This window comes from Synechococcus sp. BSA11S (assembly GCF_014224355.1).
Lineage (GTDB): Bacteria > Cyanobacteriota > Cyanobacteriia > PCC-6307 > Cyanobiaceae > Regnicoccus_A.
This window is the reverse complement of the sequence record NZ_VNWP01000006.1, coordinates 1-18,653: the sequence shown is the minus strand read 5'-3', so window position 1 is coordinate 18,653 and position 18,653 is coordinate 1. Positions and strand designations below refer to the sequence as shown.

Genomic DNA, 18,653 nt, shown 5'->3' with positions numbered 1-18,653 from the left:
ATCTGGTGGCCGGTAACGTGGCAGCACCCCGTGGTGGCGTCTGACGCCTCAGCCCTTGGCCTTCGTCCCCCTCCACAACCACAGCGATTACAGCCTGCTGGACGGTGCCAGCCAGCTGCCGCAGATGGTCGAGCGGGCCGTGGCGCTGGGCATGCCGGCCCTGGCCCTCACCGATCACGGCGTGATGTACGGCGCCATCGAGCTGCTGAAGCTCTGCAAGGGGGCCGGCATCAAGCCGATCATCGGCAACGAGATGTACGTGATCAACGGCTCGATCGACGAGCCGTGGGTGAAGGGCGAACGCCGCTATCACCTGGTGGTGCTGGCCAAGAACGACACCGGCTACCGCAACCTGGTCAAGCTCACCAGTCTCAGCCACCTGCGCGGCATGCGCGGCCGGGGCATCTTCTCGCGGGCCTGCATCGACAAGCAGCTGCTGGAGCAGCACCGCGAAGGGCTGATCCTGGCCACCGCCTGCCTGGGCGGTGAGATTCCCCAGGCGATCCTGCGCGGCCGACCCGAGGTCGCCCGGGATGTGGCCCGCTGGTACCAGCAGCGTTTCGGCTCCGACTTCTACCTCGAGATCCAGGACCACGGCTCACCGGAAGACCGGATCGTGAACGTGGAGCTGGTGCGGATCGCCCGGGAGCTGGGCATCGAGCTGATCGCCACCAACGACGCCCACTACCTCAGCAGCGCCGATGTGGAGGCCCACGACGCCCTGCTCTGCGTGCTCACCGGCAAGCTCGTCACCGACGAGAAACGGCTGCGCTACACCGGCACCGAATACATCAAGAGCGAGGCGGAAATGGGCCGCCTCTTCGCCGATCACCTCGAGCCGGACGTGGTGGCCGAAGCGATCGCCAACACCGCGGCGGTGGCCGAGAAGGTGGAGGCCTACGACATCCTCGGCCGCCAGCAGATGCCCCGCTTCCCGATCCCCGACGGGCACACGGCGGTGAGTTATCTGGCGGAGGTGTCCGAGGCCGGCCTGCGCCAACGGCTGCGGCTGGCCTGCGCTGATCCGATCGATCCGCTCTATGGCGAGCGGCTGGCCTTCGAGCTGCAGGTGATGGAGCAGATGGGCTTCCCCACCTATTTCCTGGTGGTGTGGGACTACATCCGCTTCGCGCGCGACCAGGGCATCCCGGTGGGGCCGGGACGGGGCTCCGCCGCCGGTTCGCTGGTGGCCTATGCCCTCGGGATCACCAACATCGATCCGGTCAGCAACGGCCTGCTGTTCGAGCGTTTCCTCAACCCCGAGCGCAAGTCGATGCCTGACATCGACACCGACTTCTGCATTGAGCGCCGCGGCGAGGTGATCGAGTACGTCACCCAGCGCTACGGCGAGGACAAGGTGGCGCAGATCATCACCTTCAACCGGATGACCTCCAAGGCGGTGCTCAAGGATGTGGCCCGCGTGCTCGACATTCCCTACGGCGATGCCGACCGCCTGGCCAAATTGATTCCCGTCGTGCGTGGCAAGCCCGCCAAGCTGGCGGAGATGATCGGCCCCGAGTCGCCCGCACCGGAATTCCGCGAGAAATACGAGAACGACCCCCAGGTGCGCCGCTGGGTGGACATGGCCCGCCGCATCGAGGGCACCAACAAGACCTTCGGGGTGCATGCCGCCGGCGTGGTGATCGCGGCTGAACCGCTGGATTCGCTGGTGCCGTTGCAGCGCAACAACGACGGTCAGGTGATCACCCAGTACTTCATGGAGGACGTGGAGGCGATGGGGCTGCTGAAGATGGACTTCCTCGGCCTCAAGAACCTCACCATGATCGACAAGACCCTCGATCTGGTGGAGCAGAGCAGCGGTGAGCGCCTCGATCCCGATGATCTTCCCCCCAGCGACGCGGACACCTTCGCCCTGCTGGCCCGCGGCGATCTGGAGGGCATCTTCCAGCTCGAATCCAGCGGCATGCGTCAGATCGTGCGGGATCTCAGACCGTCGTCGCTGGAGGACATCTCCTCGATCCTGGCCCTCTACCGGCCGGGTCCGCTCGATGCCGGTCTGATCCCGAAATTCATCAACCGAAAGCATGGCCGCGAAGCGATTGATTTCGCCTGTCCTGGCCTGGAGCCGATCCTGAAGGAGACCTACGGGATCATGGTCTACCAGGAGCAGATCATGCGCATCGCCCAGGATCTGGCCGGCTATTCCCTCGGTGAAGCCGACCTGCTGCGGCGGGCGATGGGCAAGAAGAAGAAAAGTGAGATGGAGAAGCACCAGAGCCTGTTCGTGCAGGGGGCCACCCAGCGGGGCGTGGAGCAGCGGGTGGCGGAAGGTCTGTTTGAGCAGATGGTGCTGTTCGCCGAATACTGCTTCAACAAGAGCCACTCCACCGCCTACGGCGCTGTCACCTACCAGACGGCGTACCTCAAGGCCCATTACCCGGTGGCCTACATGGCCGCTCTGCTCACGGTCAATGCCGGCAGCACCGACAAGGTGCAGCGCTACATCGCCAATTGCCAGGCGATGGGCATCGAGGTGATGCCACCCGATCTCAATGCCTCCGGCATCGATTTCACCCCGAAAGGAGAAAGAATCCTGTTCGGACTCTCGGCGGTTCGCAACCTCGGTGATGGCGCCATTCGCCAGTTGCTGGAAGCCCGTGTCCAGGATGGACCCTTTGCCTCCCTGGCCGATCTCTGCGATCGGATCCCGACCACGCTGATGAACCGACGGGCGCTGGAATCGCTGATCCACTGCGGTGCCCTTGATGGGCTGGAGCCCAGCGCCAACCGCGCCCAGTTGATGGCCGACCTCGATCTGGTGCTGGATTGGGCCAGCTCCCGCGCCAGGGATCGCGCCAGCGGGCAAGGCAACCTGTTCGACCTGATGGCCGGCGTCACTTCAGCCCAGGCTGATCAGAGCACCGCCCCGAAGGCGGCGCCGGTGGCCGACTATCCCCCCAAGGAGAAACTCCGCCTGGAGAAGGAGCTGGTGGGGTTCTACCTCTCCGATCACCCCCTGCGGCAGCTGGCGCGGCCGATTCAGATGCTCTCACCGATCAGCCTGGGGCGGCTGGAGGAGCAGGCCGACAAGGCCCGGGTCAGCGTGGTGGCGATGTTGCCGGAGGTGCGGCAGGTGACCACCCGCAAGGGGGATCGCATGGCCGTGCTGCAGCTCGAGGATCTCAGCGGCAGCGCCGAGTGCGTGGTGTTCCCCAAGACCTACGCCCGTCTGAGCGACCACCTGATGGTGGATGCGCGGCTGATGATCTGGGGGTCGGTGGACCGGCGCGACGAACGGGTGCAGCTGATCCTGGATGACTGCCGCGCCATCGACGACCTCGATGTGCTGCTGGTGGAGCTGATGGCGGAGCAGGCCAGTGACATCACCGTGCAGCACCGCCTGAGGGAATGCCTGGTGCGGCACCGGCCGGAGCAGGAGGAGGCCGGCGTGCGGGTGCCGGTGGTGGCGAAGGTGCGGCTCCATGGCGAGGCCCGCTACGTGCGCCTCGGCCATCAATTCTGCGTCCGCGATGGGGCCGCCGCGGTCAGCACCCTCACCGACGCCGCCTTCACCGCCAGGCTGCACTCGGTGCTGCAGACCGCCTGAACCCTCAGGCGCCGCTGCTGCCCTGACGGATGGCCTTGATCGAGGCCTTCATGCGGGCGATATTGGTGCCGATCTGCTCGGTGCCCAGCAGGCTGCCTGGCGCCTGCTCCCAGCTGGCGGAGAGCACGCCATAGCTCAGCCCCAGCACCCCGAGCAGAAACAGGCCGCCGGAGCTGGCCAGGGTGACCACGGGGGGGATGTCGAGCAGGCCGCGGCTGACCAGCAGGTAGCTGCCGATGAACACGCCCATGCCCAGCAGCGACGGAACCCCGGTGGCCACGCCGATACGGCGGGCCATGCGGTTGGCCACGGCCGGCGGGATCACCTGGGACCCCCTGGGCGTGGTCTTGGGCTCGCGCTCCGGCTCAAACGGCAGGGGCTTGCGCTTGGCCGCCATGGCTGGACTCAGCCCCGGATGCCGAGCTTGGCGATCAGCTGGCTGTAGCGCTCCTCGCTCTCGGCGCGCAGATAACCGAGCAGCCGCTTGCGGCGACCGATCATCTTCAGCAGCCCCTGGCGGGAGGAGAAGTCGTGCTTGTTCTTCTGCAGGTGGCCGGTGAGCTGGGTCACCCGCTCGCTCAGCATCGCCACCTGAACCTCGACCGAACCGGTGTCGGTGCCGTGGGTCTGGTGGGAGTTGATCAGTTCCTGCTTCTTGGTGGTATCGAGCGGCATGCCGGCGTCGGGCCCTGACGGTGCAAACAGACAACCTAACGCCTCAGGGGACTGGCGACCAAGCCGCGAACCATCTCTGCGGCTTGCCTCCAGCCTCAGGCGTCCTCGCGGGAGAGCCAGCGCAGACAGGCGCTCAGCCAGGCGTCAGCATCGAGGGCCGGATCAAGGCCGTCACGGCCCAGGCCGCGCAGCGCCCGGCTGATCTCCAGGGGCTCGTAGCCCAGGGCGGTGAGGGTGATCTGCAGCTCTTCACGGGTGGAGGCGGTCGGCCCCGGATCGCCGTCTGTGCTGCCGCCTGCGCCATCGAGGGTGTCGTCGTCGAAGCCAGCGGCGGCCCCGTAGCTCTCCGCCAGCTTGCCGCGCAGCTCCACCGCCAGCCGCTCGGCCGTGCGCTTGCCCACCCCAGGCGCCCTGCAGAGCCGGCGCAGGTCGGCCTGAACGATCGCCCGCACCAGCTCCTCGCAGGGCATGGTGCCCAGCAGGGCCAGGGCCATCTGCGGCCCGACCCCGCTCACGGCCACCAGCAGGCGGAACAGATCGCGCTCGTGGCGGGCACCGAAGCCGAACAGGGTCCAGCCGTCGTCACGGATCGTCTGGTGGGTGTAAAGGCTGAGCTGACTGCCTGCCGGGGGCAGCAGCTCCCAGTGGCGGCGGGTGATCTGCACCTCGTAACCCACGCCAGAGCAGGCCAGCAGGAGACCACAACGGTTGCCCTGTTGCCACGGCTCTGCCACATGGCCTTGCAGCCAGCCGATCATGGAGACCACCAACGATCCGCCCCATGCTGCCCGGTCCGCCAACCCCTGCCAGCCGGTCTGAGGCCATCACCCTGCCGCAGCCTCCCTGGCGGCGCCCCCTGCTGGCCGCCCTGCTGGTGGCCCTGCTGGTGGCCCTGCTGGTGGCCCTGCTCGGACTGAACGGCTGCCAGGCGGCGGGCCAGCCCCCCCGGGCGGTGCTGCTGCAGGCCCTGGGTCTGCAGATCGAGCTCACCCAGCAGTCGATCGCCGAGGCCCTCGAGCTCGAGCCGAGCGAGCGGCGGCCCCAGGTGAGCCGCGTCCGCGTCGACCGCCAGGAGACCATCCCGATCGGGCTGGGCAAGGGCCTGCACCTCACCGGTCAGTTCGATTGGCGCCTGGCGGACGACCCCTATCGGGTGGACAGCCCCTTTGAGCTGTACCTGCTGCGTGGGGAGCGGGGCGAGAGCTGGCGGCTGGCACGCCCAACCGGAGCCTCCGGCGACAGCCTCAACCAGGAGTGGCTGGTGGATCCGCTGCCGCTGGCGGGCGACCGTCCGGCCTGAGCGGGGCCCGCGGAGGCCGTGAAGCCCCCAATCAAGGCTGGCCCGGTAGCAACGGTGATGACCGCGCCGGATCGGAACCTGCCATAAAGTCTCCGCAGCAGAATCGCCACCCCATTCAATGACTTCCAAGCCAGATCTTCATCCCAAGCGCGATTCAGAATCCCCCGCAGATCGCCAACTTGAGCGACACTCTGAGGATGACGACATCTATGCCTCCGGCGACTTGTCGATCGGCATGCCGAAGCGCACCTTTCCCGCCCAGGAGAAGGATCCCAGAACGGTGTATGCCGCGATCCATGACGAGTTGATGCTGGATGGCAATTCCCGCCAGAACCTGGCCACCTTCTGCCAGACATGGTTGGAGCCGGAAGTTCATCAGCTGATGAATGAGTGCATCGACAAAAACATGGAGGACAAGGACGAATATCCCCAGACTGCCGAAATCGAGTCCCGCTGCGCCCGCATGCTGGCCGATCTCTGGAATGCCCCAGAGATCGATGAGGCCATCGGTTGCACCACACTCGGATCAAGCGAAGCGGCCATGCTCGGTGGGATGGCCATGAAACGCCGCTGGGAAGCTGTACGACATCAGCAGGGGAAGTCCACGGACCGGCCGAACCTCGTCACGGGTCCTGTGCAGATCTGCTGGCACAAGTTCACGCGCTACTGGGACATCGAGCACCGGGAGATCCCGATGGAACCCGGTTGTCTGATGATGACACCGGAGCAGGTGCTCAAACACTGCGATGAGAACACGATTGGAGTGGTGCCCACCCTGGGCGTCACCTTCACCGGGCAGTATGAGCCGGTGAAGCAGGTGGCAGAAGCGCTCGATGCTTATGAACGGCAGACCGGCCTCGACATCCCCATCCACGTGGATGGTGCCAGCGGGGGATTTCTTGCTCCGTTCTGCAGCCCGGATCTGATCTGGGATTTCCGCCTGCCCAGGGTGAAATCGATCAATGCCTCAGGCCACAAATTCGGCCTGGCACCGCTTGGCGCCGGCTGGGTGCTGTGGAGAGAGGCGAAGGACCTTCCCGATGAGATGGTGTTCTGGGTGAACTACCTGGGTGGCAACATGCGCGACATCACCCTCAACTTCTCCAAGCCCGGCGGCCAGGTGATCTGCCAGTACTACAACTTCATCCGTCTGGGCAAAGAGGGTTACAGCAAGGTGCACAACGCCTGCTACGCCACGGCCCAGCACCTGGCGAAGGAGATCGAAACCCTTGGCCCGTTCGAGATCATCTATGGCGGTGATCCCGACACGGGAATCCCGGCCCTGTGCTGGAGGATCAAGGATGGCGTGGATCCGGGTTTCAACCTCTTCGACCTGGCCGATCGCCTGCGGGTGCGGGGCTGGCAGGTACCCGCCTACACCCTGCCGGCCAACTGCGCCGATCAGGCCATCCAGAGAATCCTGGTGCGGCACGGCGTCAGCCGTGACCTCGCCGACCTGCTGCTGGAGGACATCAGGAGCGCCATCGACCATCTCCAGCGGCATCCCGTCAGCAGATCGCTGAGCCGCGAAGAAGCCTCGGGATTCCATCACTGAGACAGCTGCGATGACGACCGGTGCCGGCCGTCCTGGACGCTCCGTCCTGGTGCAGGAGGGCCCATGGCCTACAGCCGGTCCATCACGACGAGGCGGAGCCGCTGGCCGGGACTGGTCTGGCGCGGAGACTGAGCAGGGTGGCCAGCAGCACCAGCAGGGCCGACAGCCCTGCCCGGGCCGGCACCGCCTCCTGGAACCACCACACCCCCCAGAGGGCTGCCAACGGCACCTGCACGTAGCTGATCGCGGTGGCCCGGGCGGCCGCCATGCCCATCAGGCCATAGGTGAGGGCGACTTGCCCCAGCTGGGTGAACACCCCCACCCCCAGAAGCCAGCCGTACTCGGGGCCAGTGGGTGCCACAGGCTGCAGCAACACCAGGGGCAGGCTGAGCGGGAGGGCCATCAGCGGGAAATAGAACACCACCACCAGGGGATGCTCGCTGCGGCGCAGGGCGCGCACACTCACGTAGGCCAGGGCCGAGAGCAGGGCACCGGCCAGGGCAAACAGCAGCGGCAGGGCAGGAAGAGCTGAGCCCGCGGCCGCCCCGCCCCCGCCGGGCGCGACCAGCACAGCCACCCCCAGAAAGCCCAGCAGCACCGCCCCCCAGACCCGCCAGCCCGGCCTCTCGGCCAGCAGCGGCCAGGCCAGCAGGGCCGTGAAGGTGGGGTGGAGGTACTGCAGCACCGTGGCCACCGCCAGCGGCAGGCCGGTCAGGGCCAGGTAGACGCAGTACAGGCCGGCAGTGCCCAGCATGCCGCGCCCCACCAGCAGCCCCCGCCTCTGGCCCCAGGCGTCGAGCCCTGAGCGCCGCAGCATCCACCAGCTGATCAGCAGACTCACCACCGCCCGGGCCAGCACCACCTCCGCCACCGGCAGGCGGCCTCCGAGGGCCTTGACGCACACACCCATCAGGCTGAAGGCCAGGGCACTGGCGAGCATCCACAGGCCGGCCCGCCAGGCAGGCGGTTGAGCGTGATCGGGGTCACGCCACTTCTGGTGGGGTGGGGCAGAATGGAGGCCTGAGCGACCCCAGCGGTAGCGCCATCCCTTGAGCCAGCCCCAACCCCACGCCCGCCTGCACCCCCGCACGATCGAAGCGGTGAAGGAGCGTGCGGACATCGTTGATGTGGTGGGCGAGCACGTGGTGCTCAAGAAGAAGGGGCGGGAGTTCGTGGGGATCTGCCCCTTCCACGACGACACATCGCCGTCGATGACGGTGTCACCGGCCAAGCAGTTCTACTACTGCTTCTCCTGCGGAGCCGGCGGCAACGCGATCAAGTTCCTGATGGAACTGCAGCGCACCAGCTTCAGCGAGGTGGTGCTGGATCTGGCCCGCAAGTACCAGCTGCCGGTGGAAACGGTGGATGGTCCCCAGCAGGAGCGGCTGCGCAGGCAGCTCTCGCGTCGCGAAGCGCTGCTGCGCACCCTCGCCCTGGCGGCCGGCTGGTTCCGCAGCCAGCTGCGCAGCCCCGAAGGGGCCGGCGCCCTGGCCTACCTCTCCGCTGAGCGGGGCCTGAGTGAGGGCACGATCGACGCCTTCGATCTGGGCTATGCGCCCGAGCGCTGGGACGGACTGCTCAAGCACCTCGGCCAGGTGGAGAATCTCCCGCCGGAGCTGCTGGAGGCCGCTGGGCTGGTGGTGCCCCGCAAGGGCGGCGACGGCTTCTACGACCGCTTCCGCCACCGGGTGATGGTGCCGATCCGCGACCGTCAGGGCCGGGTGATCGGCTTCGGCGGCCGCAGCCTCGACGGCGGCGAGCCGAAATACCTCAACTCACCGGAAACGGAGGTGTTCGAGAAGGGCAAGCACCTGTTCGGCCTGGATCGCGCCAGCAACGCCATCCGCAAGGACGACCAGGCGGTGGTGGTGGAGGGCTACTTCGATGTGATCGCCCTCCACGCCGCCGGCATCACCAATGCGGTGGCGTCCCTGGGCACGGCCCTGAGCAGCCAGCAGATCACCCAGCTCTGTCGCTGCTGCGACAGCCGACGGCTGGTGCTCAACTTCGACACCGATGGCGCCGGCGTGCGCGCCGCCCAGCGGGCGATCGGGGCGGTGGAGCAGCAGGCGCTGCAGGGGCAGCTGGAACTACGGGTGCTGCACCTGCCCGCCGGCAAGGATCCCGATGAGTTCCTCCAGCAGCACGGGGCCGGCGAGTACCGCGCCCTGCTGGAGCGGGCGCCCCTCTGGCTCGACTGGCAGATCGAGCAGGTGCTGGAGGGCAGGGATCTGGCCCGCTCCGACCAGTTCCAGCAGGCGGTGGCTTCCCTGGTGGAACTGCTCGGCAAGCTGCCCCAGAGCGCCGTGCGCAGCCATTACCTGCAGCAGGTGGCCGAGCGGTTGAGTGGAGGCCAGGCGCGGCTGGCGCAGAAACTGGAGGAAGATCTGCGTCAGCAGGTGAAGGGTGAGCGCTGGCATGGCCGCGCCAGCCGCTGGGAGCAACCCGGGGAGATCGGCCTGCGCGAGCGCGCCGAAGCGGAACTGCTGCGGCTTTACCTGCATGCGGGCCGTCACCGCGCCGCGATCCGGCGGGAGCTGCGCCAGCGGGAGCTGGAGGATTTCGCCATCGCCCACCACCGTCTTCTCTGGGCGAGCATCAGCGAGCTGGAGGAAGACAACCTCGGCGTGGGCCGGCTCGAGGCGATCAACCGGGGCAACGATCCTGGCGACGACCTGGCCGATCTGGACCTGCCACGGCTGCTGGGCGATCGGCTGCTGGTGGAGGAAAACGAGCTGCTGAACCGGCTGACGCCTCTGCTGGAGCCGAGCGAACTGCAACGCATGGCCCTCGCTGAACCGCTGTTGCAGCTGCGCGGAACCACCGCCGTGCTCGAACGCCAGCGCAGCCTCAAGCGTTGCCGCCATCTGCTCGATGCCTGGGGGTCCCAGCGGCTGGAAACACTGGAGCGCTGCATCGCCCGGTTGCTGGAAGAAAGCGAAGCGGAGGCCAGCGCCGCCGCCGCCCTGAGCATGGAAAGCCGCATCGATTCGATGTTCGCCGAACTGAACGGCGACGCCCTGCGCTTTCAGGAGCTGTACTACAACGAACGGCGGCACATCAGCCACCTCGACAGGCAGCGCTGCGCCGACCCAGTGGCGGCCGCACGGGACGCGCGGGGCTGAGAGGCTTCAGACTGAGCGGTGAGCCGGCCGCATCTACAGCCGATCGGGTCCTCCGGATTTATGGTCAGAGGAGCGAACCTCCGATGGCGCCAAGGCCTGGAACGATGCCTCAAATCACCCTGCGGCAGATCACGGTCGGCGTCCTGGCCATCGCCATGACCCTGGCGGTGATGATCGGCGCGATCAGCTCGCTGAACCCGCCCCAGATCGCGGACATCAGTCCCGACAAGGAGGCCGGCCAGCTGCTGAACCTGGAGATGGGGGTGTCCGCGGAAATGGATCAGGGAAACGAAGTGGATCCGTGAAACAAACAGCACGTTGAACCGCCGCCCCTGAGGGAGGGATCGATCGTCAGTGGGGGTTGTCCGGCATTCAGGTGATTCGCGATCAGCACAACCACGAGGCCGAGATGTCTGCTGCCCACCGATCACCCTGATCCTGGCGAGCGAGCATGTACCCATTCTCCCTTGAATCGGCCTCAGGAGGTCCTGGTGATCGTGAGGGAGAGCGGACCGCCCAGACGCGGAGGAAGCTCACGGCTATTTCCGTAGCGGCCAGGCCAGTCATTGGCAAACAGCCGCAGTTCTCGATCGGGTCCGAACGCCTCCGCCGGTGAGGCCGTCCAGTCTTTCCCGATCTGTCCGCTATCGCTTTGGCCACGTCACCATCAGCTGGTGGAACTTCATGAGGTCGCGTGGCAGCGGTGGCGGCACGAAGAATGATCTGCTGGATGTGATTATCTGGGTCTGAGCTTCCATCAGACCGGCTTGATATTCTGATTCATTCGAAAGAAGTTGGCCGTATCGTACTTCTTAAGATCAACAAGCCGACTGTACATCGCACCATAGGCGAATGCGACGCAGTCCACCTCGTCCTGGGTGAGGAAGTTGATGTATGCGCCACCGCTGGGTAATGGCTGTGACTTCGTGAAGAATTCGCGCGCCCAGGCGATGCAGACGGCTTCATCGGCAGGCGATTCCCAGCGACCATGCACATTCATGACGTAGTTGGCGTCCCGGCTCGAATAGGCCATGGCTTCAGGCGTAAGGCGAGCTGTCTGACCGCCAATAGCAGCGATGAAGATCTCGCACTGCGGTGAGGGAAGGGTGGAAGCATATTGGATAACGACATCGATCACGTCATCACTGAGTTTAGAGAAATTGTGCGACTTCCAGTAGTTCCGCTCTCCACGCGTTAGCAATGGATCAAAGGTCTGCTGCCAGGAGGTGTAAGGCTGCACGCCGATGTGCTCGCCATGAGCCGTGCCGAAGCGGTGCAGGACATCGAGCAGCTTCTCTCCCTGGGAGGGGGCTCCTGCTTAGCACAGGGCCAGCGCGACAATCTCTGTTCCATGGACATGCTCGGGCAGGAGGGGAAATGGGGGTGCCTTCCGGGTGAACATCCAGACGCTGAGTTCATCCGGCATCGTCTCGGCGAAGCGGGCGAACTGCGTCAGCACGGACTTCGCCTGGGCCAACGGGATGAATTTGGAATTCGAAGCTTGTGACGATACCGAAGTTGCCACCGCAGCCACGAAGACCCCAGAAGAGGTCGGCATGTTCCGTCTCGCAGGCGTGCACACGCCTGCCATCCGCCGTGACGACCTCAACGGAGAGGAGGTTGTCGACGGTCATGCCGTACTTGCGGCTCAACCAACCAAAGCCGCCGCCGAGCGTCAAGCCGGCCACACCCGTTGTTGAATTGATGCCCAGCGGTGTTGCGAGGTCGTGAACCTGTGCATCCGCGTCAAAGTCGGCGAGTGTTCTGCCGGCCTCGACGGTCGCCCTGCGGGCGCTTGGGTCAACCCGGACGTTCTTCATCAACGAGAGGTCGATCATGAGGACGTCGTCGCAGACGGCATTGCCCGCGATGTTGTGACCGCCCCTTCGGATCGAGACCAAGAGGTCATGCTTGCGGGCAAAATTGACAGCCTTGATCGAACACCATGAGTGATCTGACCCGCCTTCACCCTGCGAGACCCTCGCTGAAATGACAGAGGCGGAGCGAGAAATGAATCCCCGTTGAAACACTATTATCTCAGCTCCAAAGCCTTCGGGCTCAATTCCGCTCAAAGTGCCAGTCACTCAAGCCATCTGACTTCGCCTTCATCATGTCACAGGGCGAAGCCGCAGGCATAGTGCTTCTACCTTTGGCAAGCGCGTATGATTTTTGATTGCCTCATGCAATCGAACATAAATTCTTGACTGGAACATTCTCCGGAATAGATAGCTTTCAGGAATTGCCAGCGCTCAATCAATTCTGCTTGCTAGCAATGATGTTCTGGAGGCAGTGGTCGTGGAATCCTGAAGACCAGGTGCTCAGACAACTTGCTCAGACAACTACTGACAGCGTTGCCACAGGCTCTGAGGCGGCCCAGCGGTCAGCCAGCCACCGCACCCCCGGGGGAGCGGGCAAGGTGCTTGGAGAACAGCTAGGGCTTCTCAATTCAGCTTGCTGGGGCTTCGGCCGCCATCGCCTTGAGCGCAACCCGGTCCACCTTGCCGCTCGGGTTGAGGGGCATTTCGGCCAGCACCACGATGTCCTCAGGCGCCTTGTAGCCAATGCGCTCGCGGCTGAAGCTGATCAACTCTGGAACCGTCGGGACTGAGGCCGCTTCCTTGAGCGTGACGTAGGCGCGCACGTTCTCTCCATGCATGAGGTCGTGAATGCCGATCGCTCCGGCCAGCTCCACGGCGGAGTGCTCACAGAGGGCATCCTCCACATCCTGGGGGCAGATGTTGGAGCCGTCATGCACGATGATCTGCTTCCGGCGGCCGCAGAACCAGAGGTAACCGTCGTCATCCAGGCGCATCTCGTCACCCGTGTCCAGCCAGCCCTCCACGAGGGTTTCGGCCGTGGCGGTGGGATTGTCCCAGTAGCCCGTCATCACCGACGCGGAACGAAGCCAGAGCCTTCCCTCAGCACCCACGGGCAGTTGCCGGCCTTCCTCATCGCGGATGGAGCACTCGAAGCCAGGACAGACCCGGCCCACTGAACCGATGCGGTTCTCGCCGGAGGGGGGGGAGACGGTGGCGACCCCACACTCACTCATACCGAAACACTCGTCGATGGCAAAGCCCACGGACGCCTCGAAATCCCGCTGCAGTTGCAGAGGCACCTTGTCACCGCCTGAGATGCAGAGGCGGACGTAGGCGAAATCTGCCGGATTCAACTCCCGGTCGTGCATCAGGCCCATCAGCGGCGCGGGCAGCATCAGCAGCAGGTTCGGTTGCCGGTGGTGCAGCACGGCCTCAAGGCTGTGATTGTCGCTCTCGGTGGCCACGACCAGCGTCGTGCCCACCGAGAGAGCTGCCAGCCCGTACATCGAGGCCGCTGCATGGGCCAGCGAGCAGCCCACCATCAGGCGCTCTCCAGGCGCATACTCCATTGCCTGGGCAAGGCTGGCCAGCGTCGCTCCGTAGCTCCTTCGGCTGTGGGTCACACCCTTGGGCTTGGCGGTGCTGCCGGAGGTGAAATAGATGATCGCGGGGGCTTCAGGGGCCAGCTCGGGTGCCTCAACGCCCGTGGCGTCGGCGGTCGAGGAGAGCATGTTGTGAAAGCACCGCTCTCGATCCGGTGACGGTTCTGTCGGTGCGTCGTCGAAACGGATCAGCCCATAAGGCAGAGATCCCGCCAGCTCCGTGGCCTGCAGATCGGCAAGGCGCTCCTGGTGGTAGAGCAACAGCACAGCCCCGCTGACCCTCAGGGCATGGTCAATCTCCGGCACCACGTAGCGGTAATTGAGCGGAGTGATCACCAGCCCGAGGCGCAGGCAGGCCAGATAGTGGATCACCAGCTCCAGACGGTTGGGCATCAGTGAGGCCACCCGATCGCCCACCTGCAGTGGCAGGGCGCCGTAGGCGACCATCAACCGCTCCACTCGCTCCTCCAGCTGCTGCCAGCTGAGGCTCGTGTGGAGATCCTGCAGGGCGGGTCCCTGCGGATCCCGGGCCAGACCCTCCGCAAGAAGCTGATCGAGGCGATCGGGCTGCGTGAGGGTGGGGCCGGAAATGATCATCAAGGAGAGAAGCGATGGAAGCAGATGATCTGCCCAGTCAGACTGATCACCAGAGACATCTCCCACCCAGCACCCTGGAACCAGGAAACATCAGCCTTCATGATGCACGAGGTTCAGCATCCACGGGGGCGATGCACAGCCTTTTGTCAGCACCGAACAGGACGTCTCAGGACGCGTTCACACCGGATCTGTCAGCCTCCTGGCCTGCTGGTCGAGGCGACCGGAGCGATCGAAGGGGGAGGAAACACACAGGGTGCCCATTGATGGGCTGGCGAAGGGTTGATGTGGGGTCATCGTTCGCCGCCAGAGCGCAGAGGCCATGGGAGGTACGGGAACAGGAACGCCGTGACGCCTCCACCTGCTGCTGGTGGAAATACTATGTAGTTGAGGGAAGGAATGGGAGCCAACTCAACCTTTCCCTCCCAGAGAGTCCGGCCAGTGTTCGCCAGAGCCGGTTTAGGCAAAAGGAGGTGCCATTGCTGTTGAACGTCGTCTCGGTGGCGCAGCGAGAACGCCACCCCGTACGTGTTGAGTCATACGCCACATCTGGTTCCCGTCCGTTGAAATCCCGGGCTGCATAACCCGGGCATCGGTCACAACTGAGGAGGTCAAGCCCCGAGCATCTCTCCCCAGCGTCGTGACTGAATCCTTACCTGCCAGGCCCTGACAGGCTGATCGTTGGAACCCAGACACCCGACCGAGGGCACCCCAACTGCCAAGGTGACCACTCGCAACCGGTGCAAAGGCGCCCCCACATGGGGCGCCTTCCTACTGGATGCCCCTGGCCCCGGCGGCATCCCCGCTGCAGATCCGACCGATCGCCCGCATCAAGTCAAGGTCGGTGACGACGAGCCATTGGTGAGGACCTGATCAGCCCTCGGCTTCCTCTGTAGGTGGCGGCAGCCGCCGTTCCACCTGCAGAAACACCAGCCAGGCCACCCCGGCACTGATGCCACCGGTCCAGTCGCTGCGCAGCAGCTCCACGATCGACACCGTGCTAGCGCCGATGCGGAGGCCCCGTAGAGCAAAACGACCCAGCGTCTCCGGGTTGAAGGACATGGGCAGGGATGATCGCTCGACCCCTGCAGCATCGCCCCCTCAGGGGAGGCCTTCCTGGAGACAGAGAGCAAGGGCCTCGTGTGTCTGCTGCGCTGTCAACCGGCGGCTGGTCTTGCCTGGTGGGGTTCGTCATCGAGGAACAGCGCGGCAGTGCCGGCCTGCCTCTGATCGACTTGTTCACAACACCAGGGCAACCCCAGAATGACGGAGTGGGTCGTGATGCCCCCGAGCCAGCTCGACCTGCAACGCTGAGCCGCACTCCCCCTCAGCTCCGATGGCCTCACCAGCTCAGCACTCCAGCATCGGCGCGGCGGCCCTGGGCTCCGCCGCGGCGCTGCTGACGCTGGCGGCAAGCCTTGAAGACGCCTCAGCGAAGCCGAACGTGGGCGGACCTCCCCCCCGGATCCGTCAGACCGTGGCTCCGATCGCCACAGCGAACCGGTTCCTCGAGGAGGCGCTGCGACAGGAGCTGTTTCCCGTAACGGTGGTGGACACTCAGGGCCATGGCCCCGACCCGGGCACGGAGGAGTGGCGTCAGTCCGAGACCCACCAGCGCCGCAACGCCTGCCGCGCGGCGGGCCCCTTGCGCTACGCCTACAACAGCATCGACCTGAGCGGCGACCGGCAGGACGAGCTGGTGGCCACCGTCATCGGCCCCTACGCCTGCGGCACCGGCGGCTGCAACGCCTATGTGTTCAAGAGCGGTCCCAAGCAGAAGGGTCTGCGCCTGGTGTCACAGATGTCGCTGTTCAAGCCGCCCCTGGTGGTGAGCGACCAACGCCACAATGGCTGGAGAGACCTGATCAGCCGGGTGCGGATCGATGCGGGCCACGGCTACTACACCCGTCTGCCCTACAACGGGCGCAGCTATCCGAGCAATCCTTCCGTGCCGCCCGCCGAGCCCCTGCGCCGACCCGTCTCAGGCGTGGCCCTGCTCGACACCAACGACGACACCAGCTCCACCCATCCTCTGCCCTGCGACAGGCCTGCCATCGCGGCAGCCCTGAGCTCCGTGCTTCTGTCCGGCACCGAGTGGCAACTGGTGGCCATCCAGTCGATGGACGACGCTCAGGGAATCACACGCCCCGCAGATCCATCCCGCTACAGCCTGCGCCTCCAGTCCGATGGCAGGGCCACCCTGCGGCTCGACTGCAACACCGCCACCGGCACCTGGAGCGTGCAACCCAGCGCGGATGGCAGCAGCGGCAGCTTCCGCTTCGGGCCTCTGGCCGCCACAGGGGCCCTCTGTCCACCTCCCAGCCTCGGTGAGCGCCTGGCTGCCCAGGCACCCTTTGTGCGCACCTTCCTGGTCAAGGACGGACGGCTGCATCTGAGCCTTCTCGCCGACGCAGGCATCCTGGTCTGGGAACGGAAGCAACCGCGATGATGGGGGAGCGCTGGGACCTGAAGGGTGGCTCTCCTGGCTGAACTCCTGGTCGCACAGCCCGGACATGTCCTGGTGGTGGCCCTGGGACTGCTGGCGCTCTGGTGGCTGGTGTGCTGGTCCGGTGCCGTCAACCGACGTTCGGCCCGGCCCCTGCTGTGGTCCTCCGCAGGCTGGGGGTTGTATGCCGCCTGGGAAGCGCTGGTGCAGCTGCGCACGCCGGAGGCCAACATCCGGGTCGATCTGCTGCTGATCTGGCCGCTGCTGGGCGCGCTCACGCTGTACGGGTTGATCAGGTGCGCGATCGCTGTCAGACGGTGAGCGGGGGGGGCATGGGAATGGCCGAGCCCGGAATGGTGTGTTAAGACACATTTCTGGGTCGCCCAGCGAAGCGATCCGATCCGAGTTCCGATTCCCTACTTCCCTGATGATCCGCAGCCTTCGTCAAACCTCCGCAGCCCTCGGCGCGGGCCTTCTTCTGTCAGGGCTTTCCGCCCCCTTCGCCCCAGCGGCCATGGCCGAAGTGCTGGTCAGGGCCCAGGGTCGATGCAAGCTGATGAACGGTGGCTATCAAGCCTTCAATGGGCACTGCACCTTCAAACACAAAAAGGCAGGCAACACCGATGCCTATGTCGTGAAGCTTGATGATGGCACAAATTTCAACTTCTCGGGTCCAGGCGTGCAGGCCCTGAGTGTGCAGACCTACGCCGGTGTCCGCAATGTGAAGCACAAGGCTCAGGCGGATCATGAGGTCTTCAGCTGGAACGATGGCGAAGTCCACAGGCTCTCGGTGCGTCTCGACCAGGTCCAGAATCCTGATGCCCGCTTCGAGTCCCCCCCCCAGAAGGCTGACGCCGGTTCCCTGCTGGGTGCGGCGGTGGGTGCCCTGATCGGCGGCCTGATCTCAGGCAAGCCGGTTACCACCACGGAGCCTGCCCGTGTAGGCGCTCCGGTGTCCGATCTGCAATCGCTGGTGGGCGCCAGGGGAGGACAGGCCGAAGGCACTCTGACATCGAAGGGCTACACCTACCGCGGTGGCACCAAGCTGGCCGACAGTTCCTTCACCTACTGGGAGCAGCCCTCCACGAACAACTGCGTGACGATTCGCACCACCGACGGCCGTTATCAGTCGATCACCTACACCAAGCCGAGCGACTGCAACTGAGCCATCAGCATGCTCAACCAACCCCTGGGAGCCATTCAGCCTCCAGGGGTTTTTTTCTGGAGGTTCGCCCTTCAGGCGCGCCTGATCACCCGCAGCACCACCAGAAGGATCACGGCGCCGAGCGTGGCCACCACGATGCTCCCCAGCACACCCCCTCCGACGGCACCACCCAGACCGCTGAAGAGCAGGCCACCGATCAGGGCCCCGATGATGCCGACAACCAGATCACCGATCAGGCCGAAGCCACCGCCTTTGACCAGGACACCAGCGAGCCAACCGGCAATCACCCCAACCAGCAGAAACCAGAGAACGTTCATAAGCTCTTACCTCTGTTCTTGAAGATCAACCAAAACGTAGACGCGATGGCATGCCAAGAGCCATTCAGACTTGTGCTCCTTACAGACTTGTTGCAAATCCTGGCCATTCGCCACACGACACAGCTCAAAGCGTGACGTTTTGGCAACGACCCAAGCGCAGCCAGTTCTTTGTGGCGGGGCTAGACTCAAACCGCCTTGCTTTCGCTGGCACGAAAAACGATACTCTGCGGGAATTCAAGCTCCATAATCATCACCAGCAAACTCATCCTGATTGAGACCCAGCTCCTTTAGCCGGCGCCTTGTCAGACCGAGGGAGACAAGTCAATGAGAGTCCCGCAAGTGATCCTTCAGCTCATCCTCCCCCCGCTACCAGCGAAGTTGTCCCCTCGGTCCGACCGTCCACCGGGGGCTCCAACCATGACTGATGAAACCGCCGTATGACGCCGCCGTGCGAGCCGCGATCCGCAAGCGGATGAGCCCGCCCAAC

Annotated in this window: 17 protein-coding genes; 8 read left to right on the top strand and 9 right to left on the bottom strand. The window is 65.1% G+C overall.

Features of this window, described 5'->3' with window-relative positions:
- Positions 1-55: 55 nt before the first annotated feature.
- Positions 56-3,568 (top strand): DNA polymerase III subunit alpha, encoded by a 3,513-nt coding sequence (locus FPZ61_RS06965; RefSeq protein ID WP_185465411.1) that lies wholly within the window; start codon positions 56-58, stop codon positions 3,566-3,568.
- A 4-nt stretch (positions 3,569-3,572) separates the two neighbouring features.
- Here the strand turns inward: FPZ61_RS06965 and FPZ61_RS06960 are convergent, their stop codons facing one another.
- The 3 genes from FPZ61_RS06960 to ruvA all read right to left on the bottom strand — a co-directional run bounded on the left by FPZ61_RS06960 (position 3,573) and on the right by ruvA (position 5,001).
- Positions 3,573-3,965 (bottom strand): PAM68 family protein, encoded by a 393-nt coding sequence (locus FPZ61_RS06960; protein ID WP_185465410.1) that lies wholly within the window; start codon positions 3,963-3,965, stop codon positions 3,573-3,575.
- Between the two features lie 8 nt (positions 3,966-3,973).
- Entirely contained in the window at positions 3,974-4,243 is a 270-nt protein-coding gene (gene rpsO / locus FPZ61_RS06955) for a 30S ribosomal protein S15 (RefSeq protein ID WP_006170432.1), read from the bottom strand.
- A 95-nt stretch (positions 4,244-4,338) separates the two neighbouring features.
- Positions 4,339-5,001: a Holliday junction branch migration protein RuvA gene (gene ruvA / locus FPZ61_RS06950; protein WP_185465409.1), complete on the bottom strand. Its 663-nt coding sequence runs from the start codon at positions 4,999-5,001 to the stop codon at positions 4,339-4,341.
- Positions 5,002-5,024: 23 nt separating this feature from the next.
- Between ruvA and FPZ61_RS06945 the strand changes: the two genes are divergently transcribed.
- Both FPZ61_RS06945 and FPZ61_RS06940 read left to right on the top strand, forming a co-directional pair.
- Complete coding sequence (locus FPZ61_RS06945; RefSeq protein ID WP_185465408.1) at positions 5,025-5,543, top strand: hypothetical protein; 519 nt, start codon at positions 5,025-5,027, stop codon at positions 5,541-5,543.
- A gap of 118 nt (positions 5,544-5,661) precedes the next feature.
- Positions 5,662-7,098: a glutamate decarboxylase gene (locus tag FPZ61_RS06940; RefSeq protein WP_255476137.1), complete on the top strand. Its 1,437-nt coding sequence runs from the start codon at positions 5,662-5,664 to the stop codon at positions 7,096-7,098.
- Positions 7,099-7,180: 82 nt separating this feature from the next.
- On the opposite strand, the gene FPZ61_RS06935 is transcribed toward FPZ61_RS06940, so the two are convergent.
- Positions 7,181-8,038, bottom strand: a complete 858-nt coding sequence (locus tag FPZ61_RS06935) for a DMT family transporter (RefSeq protein WP_185465407.1) — start codon at positions 8,036-8,038, stop codon at positions 7,181-7,183.
- 109 nt (positions 8,039-8,147) lie between these two features.
- On the opposite strand from FPZ61_RS06935, the gene dnaG reads away from it, so the two are divergent.
- Positions 8,148-10,223 carry a DNA primase gene (gene dnaG, locus FPZ61_RS06930; protein WP_185465406.1) on the top strand — a complete coding sequence of 692 codons (2,076 nt, stop codon included), beginning with the start codon at positions 8,148-8,150 and terminating at the stop codon, positions 10,221-10,223.
- Between the two features lie 104 nt (positions 10,224-10,327).
- On the top strand, positions 10,328-10,528 hold the full coding sequence (locus tag FPZ61_RS06925) for a hypothetical protein (RefSeq protein WP_185465405.1): 201 nt from the start codon (positions 10,328-10,330) through the stop codon (positions 10,526-10,528).
- Between the two features lie 452 nt (positions 10,529-10,980).
- Here the strand turns inward: FPZ61_RS06925 and FPZ61_RS15875 are convergent, their stop codons facing one another.
- The 4 genes from FPZ61_RS15875 to FPZ61_RS06910 all read right to left on the bottom strand — a co-directional run bounded on the left by FPZ61_RS15875 (position 10,981) and on the right by FPZ61_RS06910 (position 15,300).
- A complete protein-coding gene (locus FPZ61_RS15875; protein WP_221629852.1) occupies positions 10,981-11,463 on the bottom strand; it encodes a BBE domain-containing protein in 483 nt (160 codons plus the stop codon).
- Positions 11,464-11,638: 175 nt separating this feature from the next.
- The gene (locus FPZ61_RS15290; protein ID WP_221629851.1) at positions 11,639-12,307 is read right to left on the bottom strand and encodes an FAD-binding oxidoreductase; all 669 of its coding nucleotides are present in this window, start codon (positions 12,305-12,307) and stop codon (positions 11,639-11,641) included.
- 362 nt (positions 12,308-12,669) lie between these two features.
- On the bottom strand, positions 12,670-14,241 hold the full coding sequence (locus tag FPZ61_RS06915; RefSeq protein ID WP_185465404.1) for a class I adenylate-forming enzyme family protein: 1,572 nt from the start codon (positions 14,239-14,241) through the stop codon (positions 12,670-12,672).
- A gap of 870 nt (positions 14,242-15,111) precedes the next feature.
- Positions 15,112-15,300 (bottom strand): hypothetical protein, encoded by a 189-nt coding sequence (locus tag FPZ61_RS06910; protein ID WP_185465403.1) that lies wholly within the window; start codon positions 15,298-15,300, stop codon positions 15,112-15,114.
- Positions 15,301-15,574: 274 nt separating this feature from the next.
- On the opposite strand from FPZ61_RS06910, the gene FPZ61_RS06905 reads away from it, so the two are divergent.
- From FPZ61_RS06905 to FPZ61_RS06895, 3 genes are all read left to right on the top strand, one after another.
- Positions 15,575-16,687 carry an META domain-containing protein gene (locus FPZ61_RS06905; RefSeq protein ID WP_185465402.1) on the top strand — a complete coding sequence of 371 codons (1,113 nt, stop codon included), beginning with the start codon at positions 15,575-15,577 and terminating at the stop codon, positions 16,685-16,687.
- A gap of 24 nt (positions 16,688-16,711) precedes the next feature.
- Positions 16,712-17,005 (top strand): hypothetical protein, encoded by a 294-nt coding sequence (locus tag FPZ61_RS06900; RefSeq protein ID WP_185474788.1) that lies wholly within the window; start codon positions 16,712-16,714, stop codon positions 17,003-17,005.
- A gap of 106 nt (positions 17,006-17,111) precedes the next feature.
- Positions 17,112-17,849: a hypothetical protein gene (locus tag FPZ61_RS06895; RefSeq protein ID WP_185465400.1), complete on the top strand. Its 738-nt coding sequence runs from the start codon at positions 17,112-17,114 to the stop codon at positions 17,847-17,849.
- Positions 17,850-17,920: 71 nt separating this feature from the next.
- Here FPZ61_RS06895 and FPZ61_RS06890 read toward each other — a convergent pair whose 3' ends face one another.
- On the bottom strand, positions 17,921-18,166 hold the full coding sequence (locus FPZ61_RS06890; RefSeq protein ID WP_185465399.1) for a GlsB/YeaQ/YmgE family stress response membrane protein: 246 nt from the start codon (positions 18,164-18,166) through the stop codon (positions 17,921-17,923).
- Positions 18,167-18,653 lie beyond the last annotated feature (487 nt).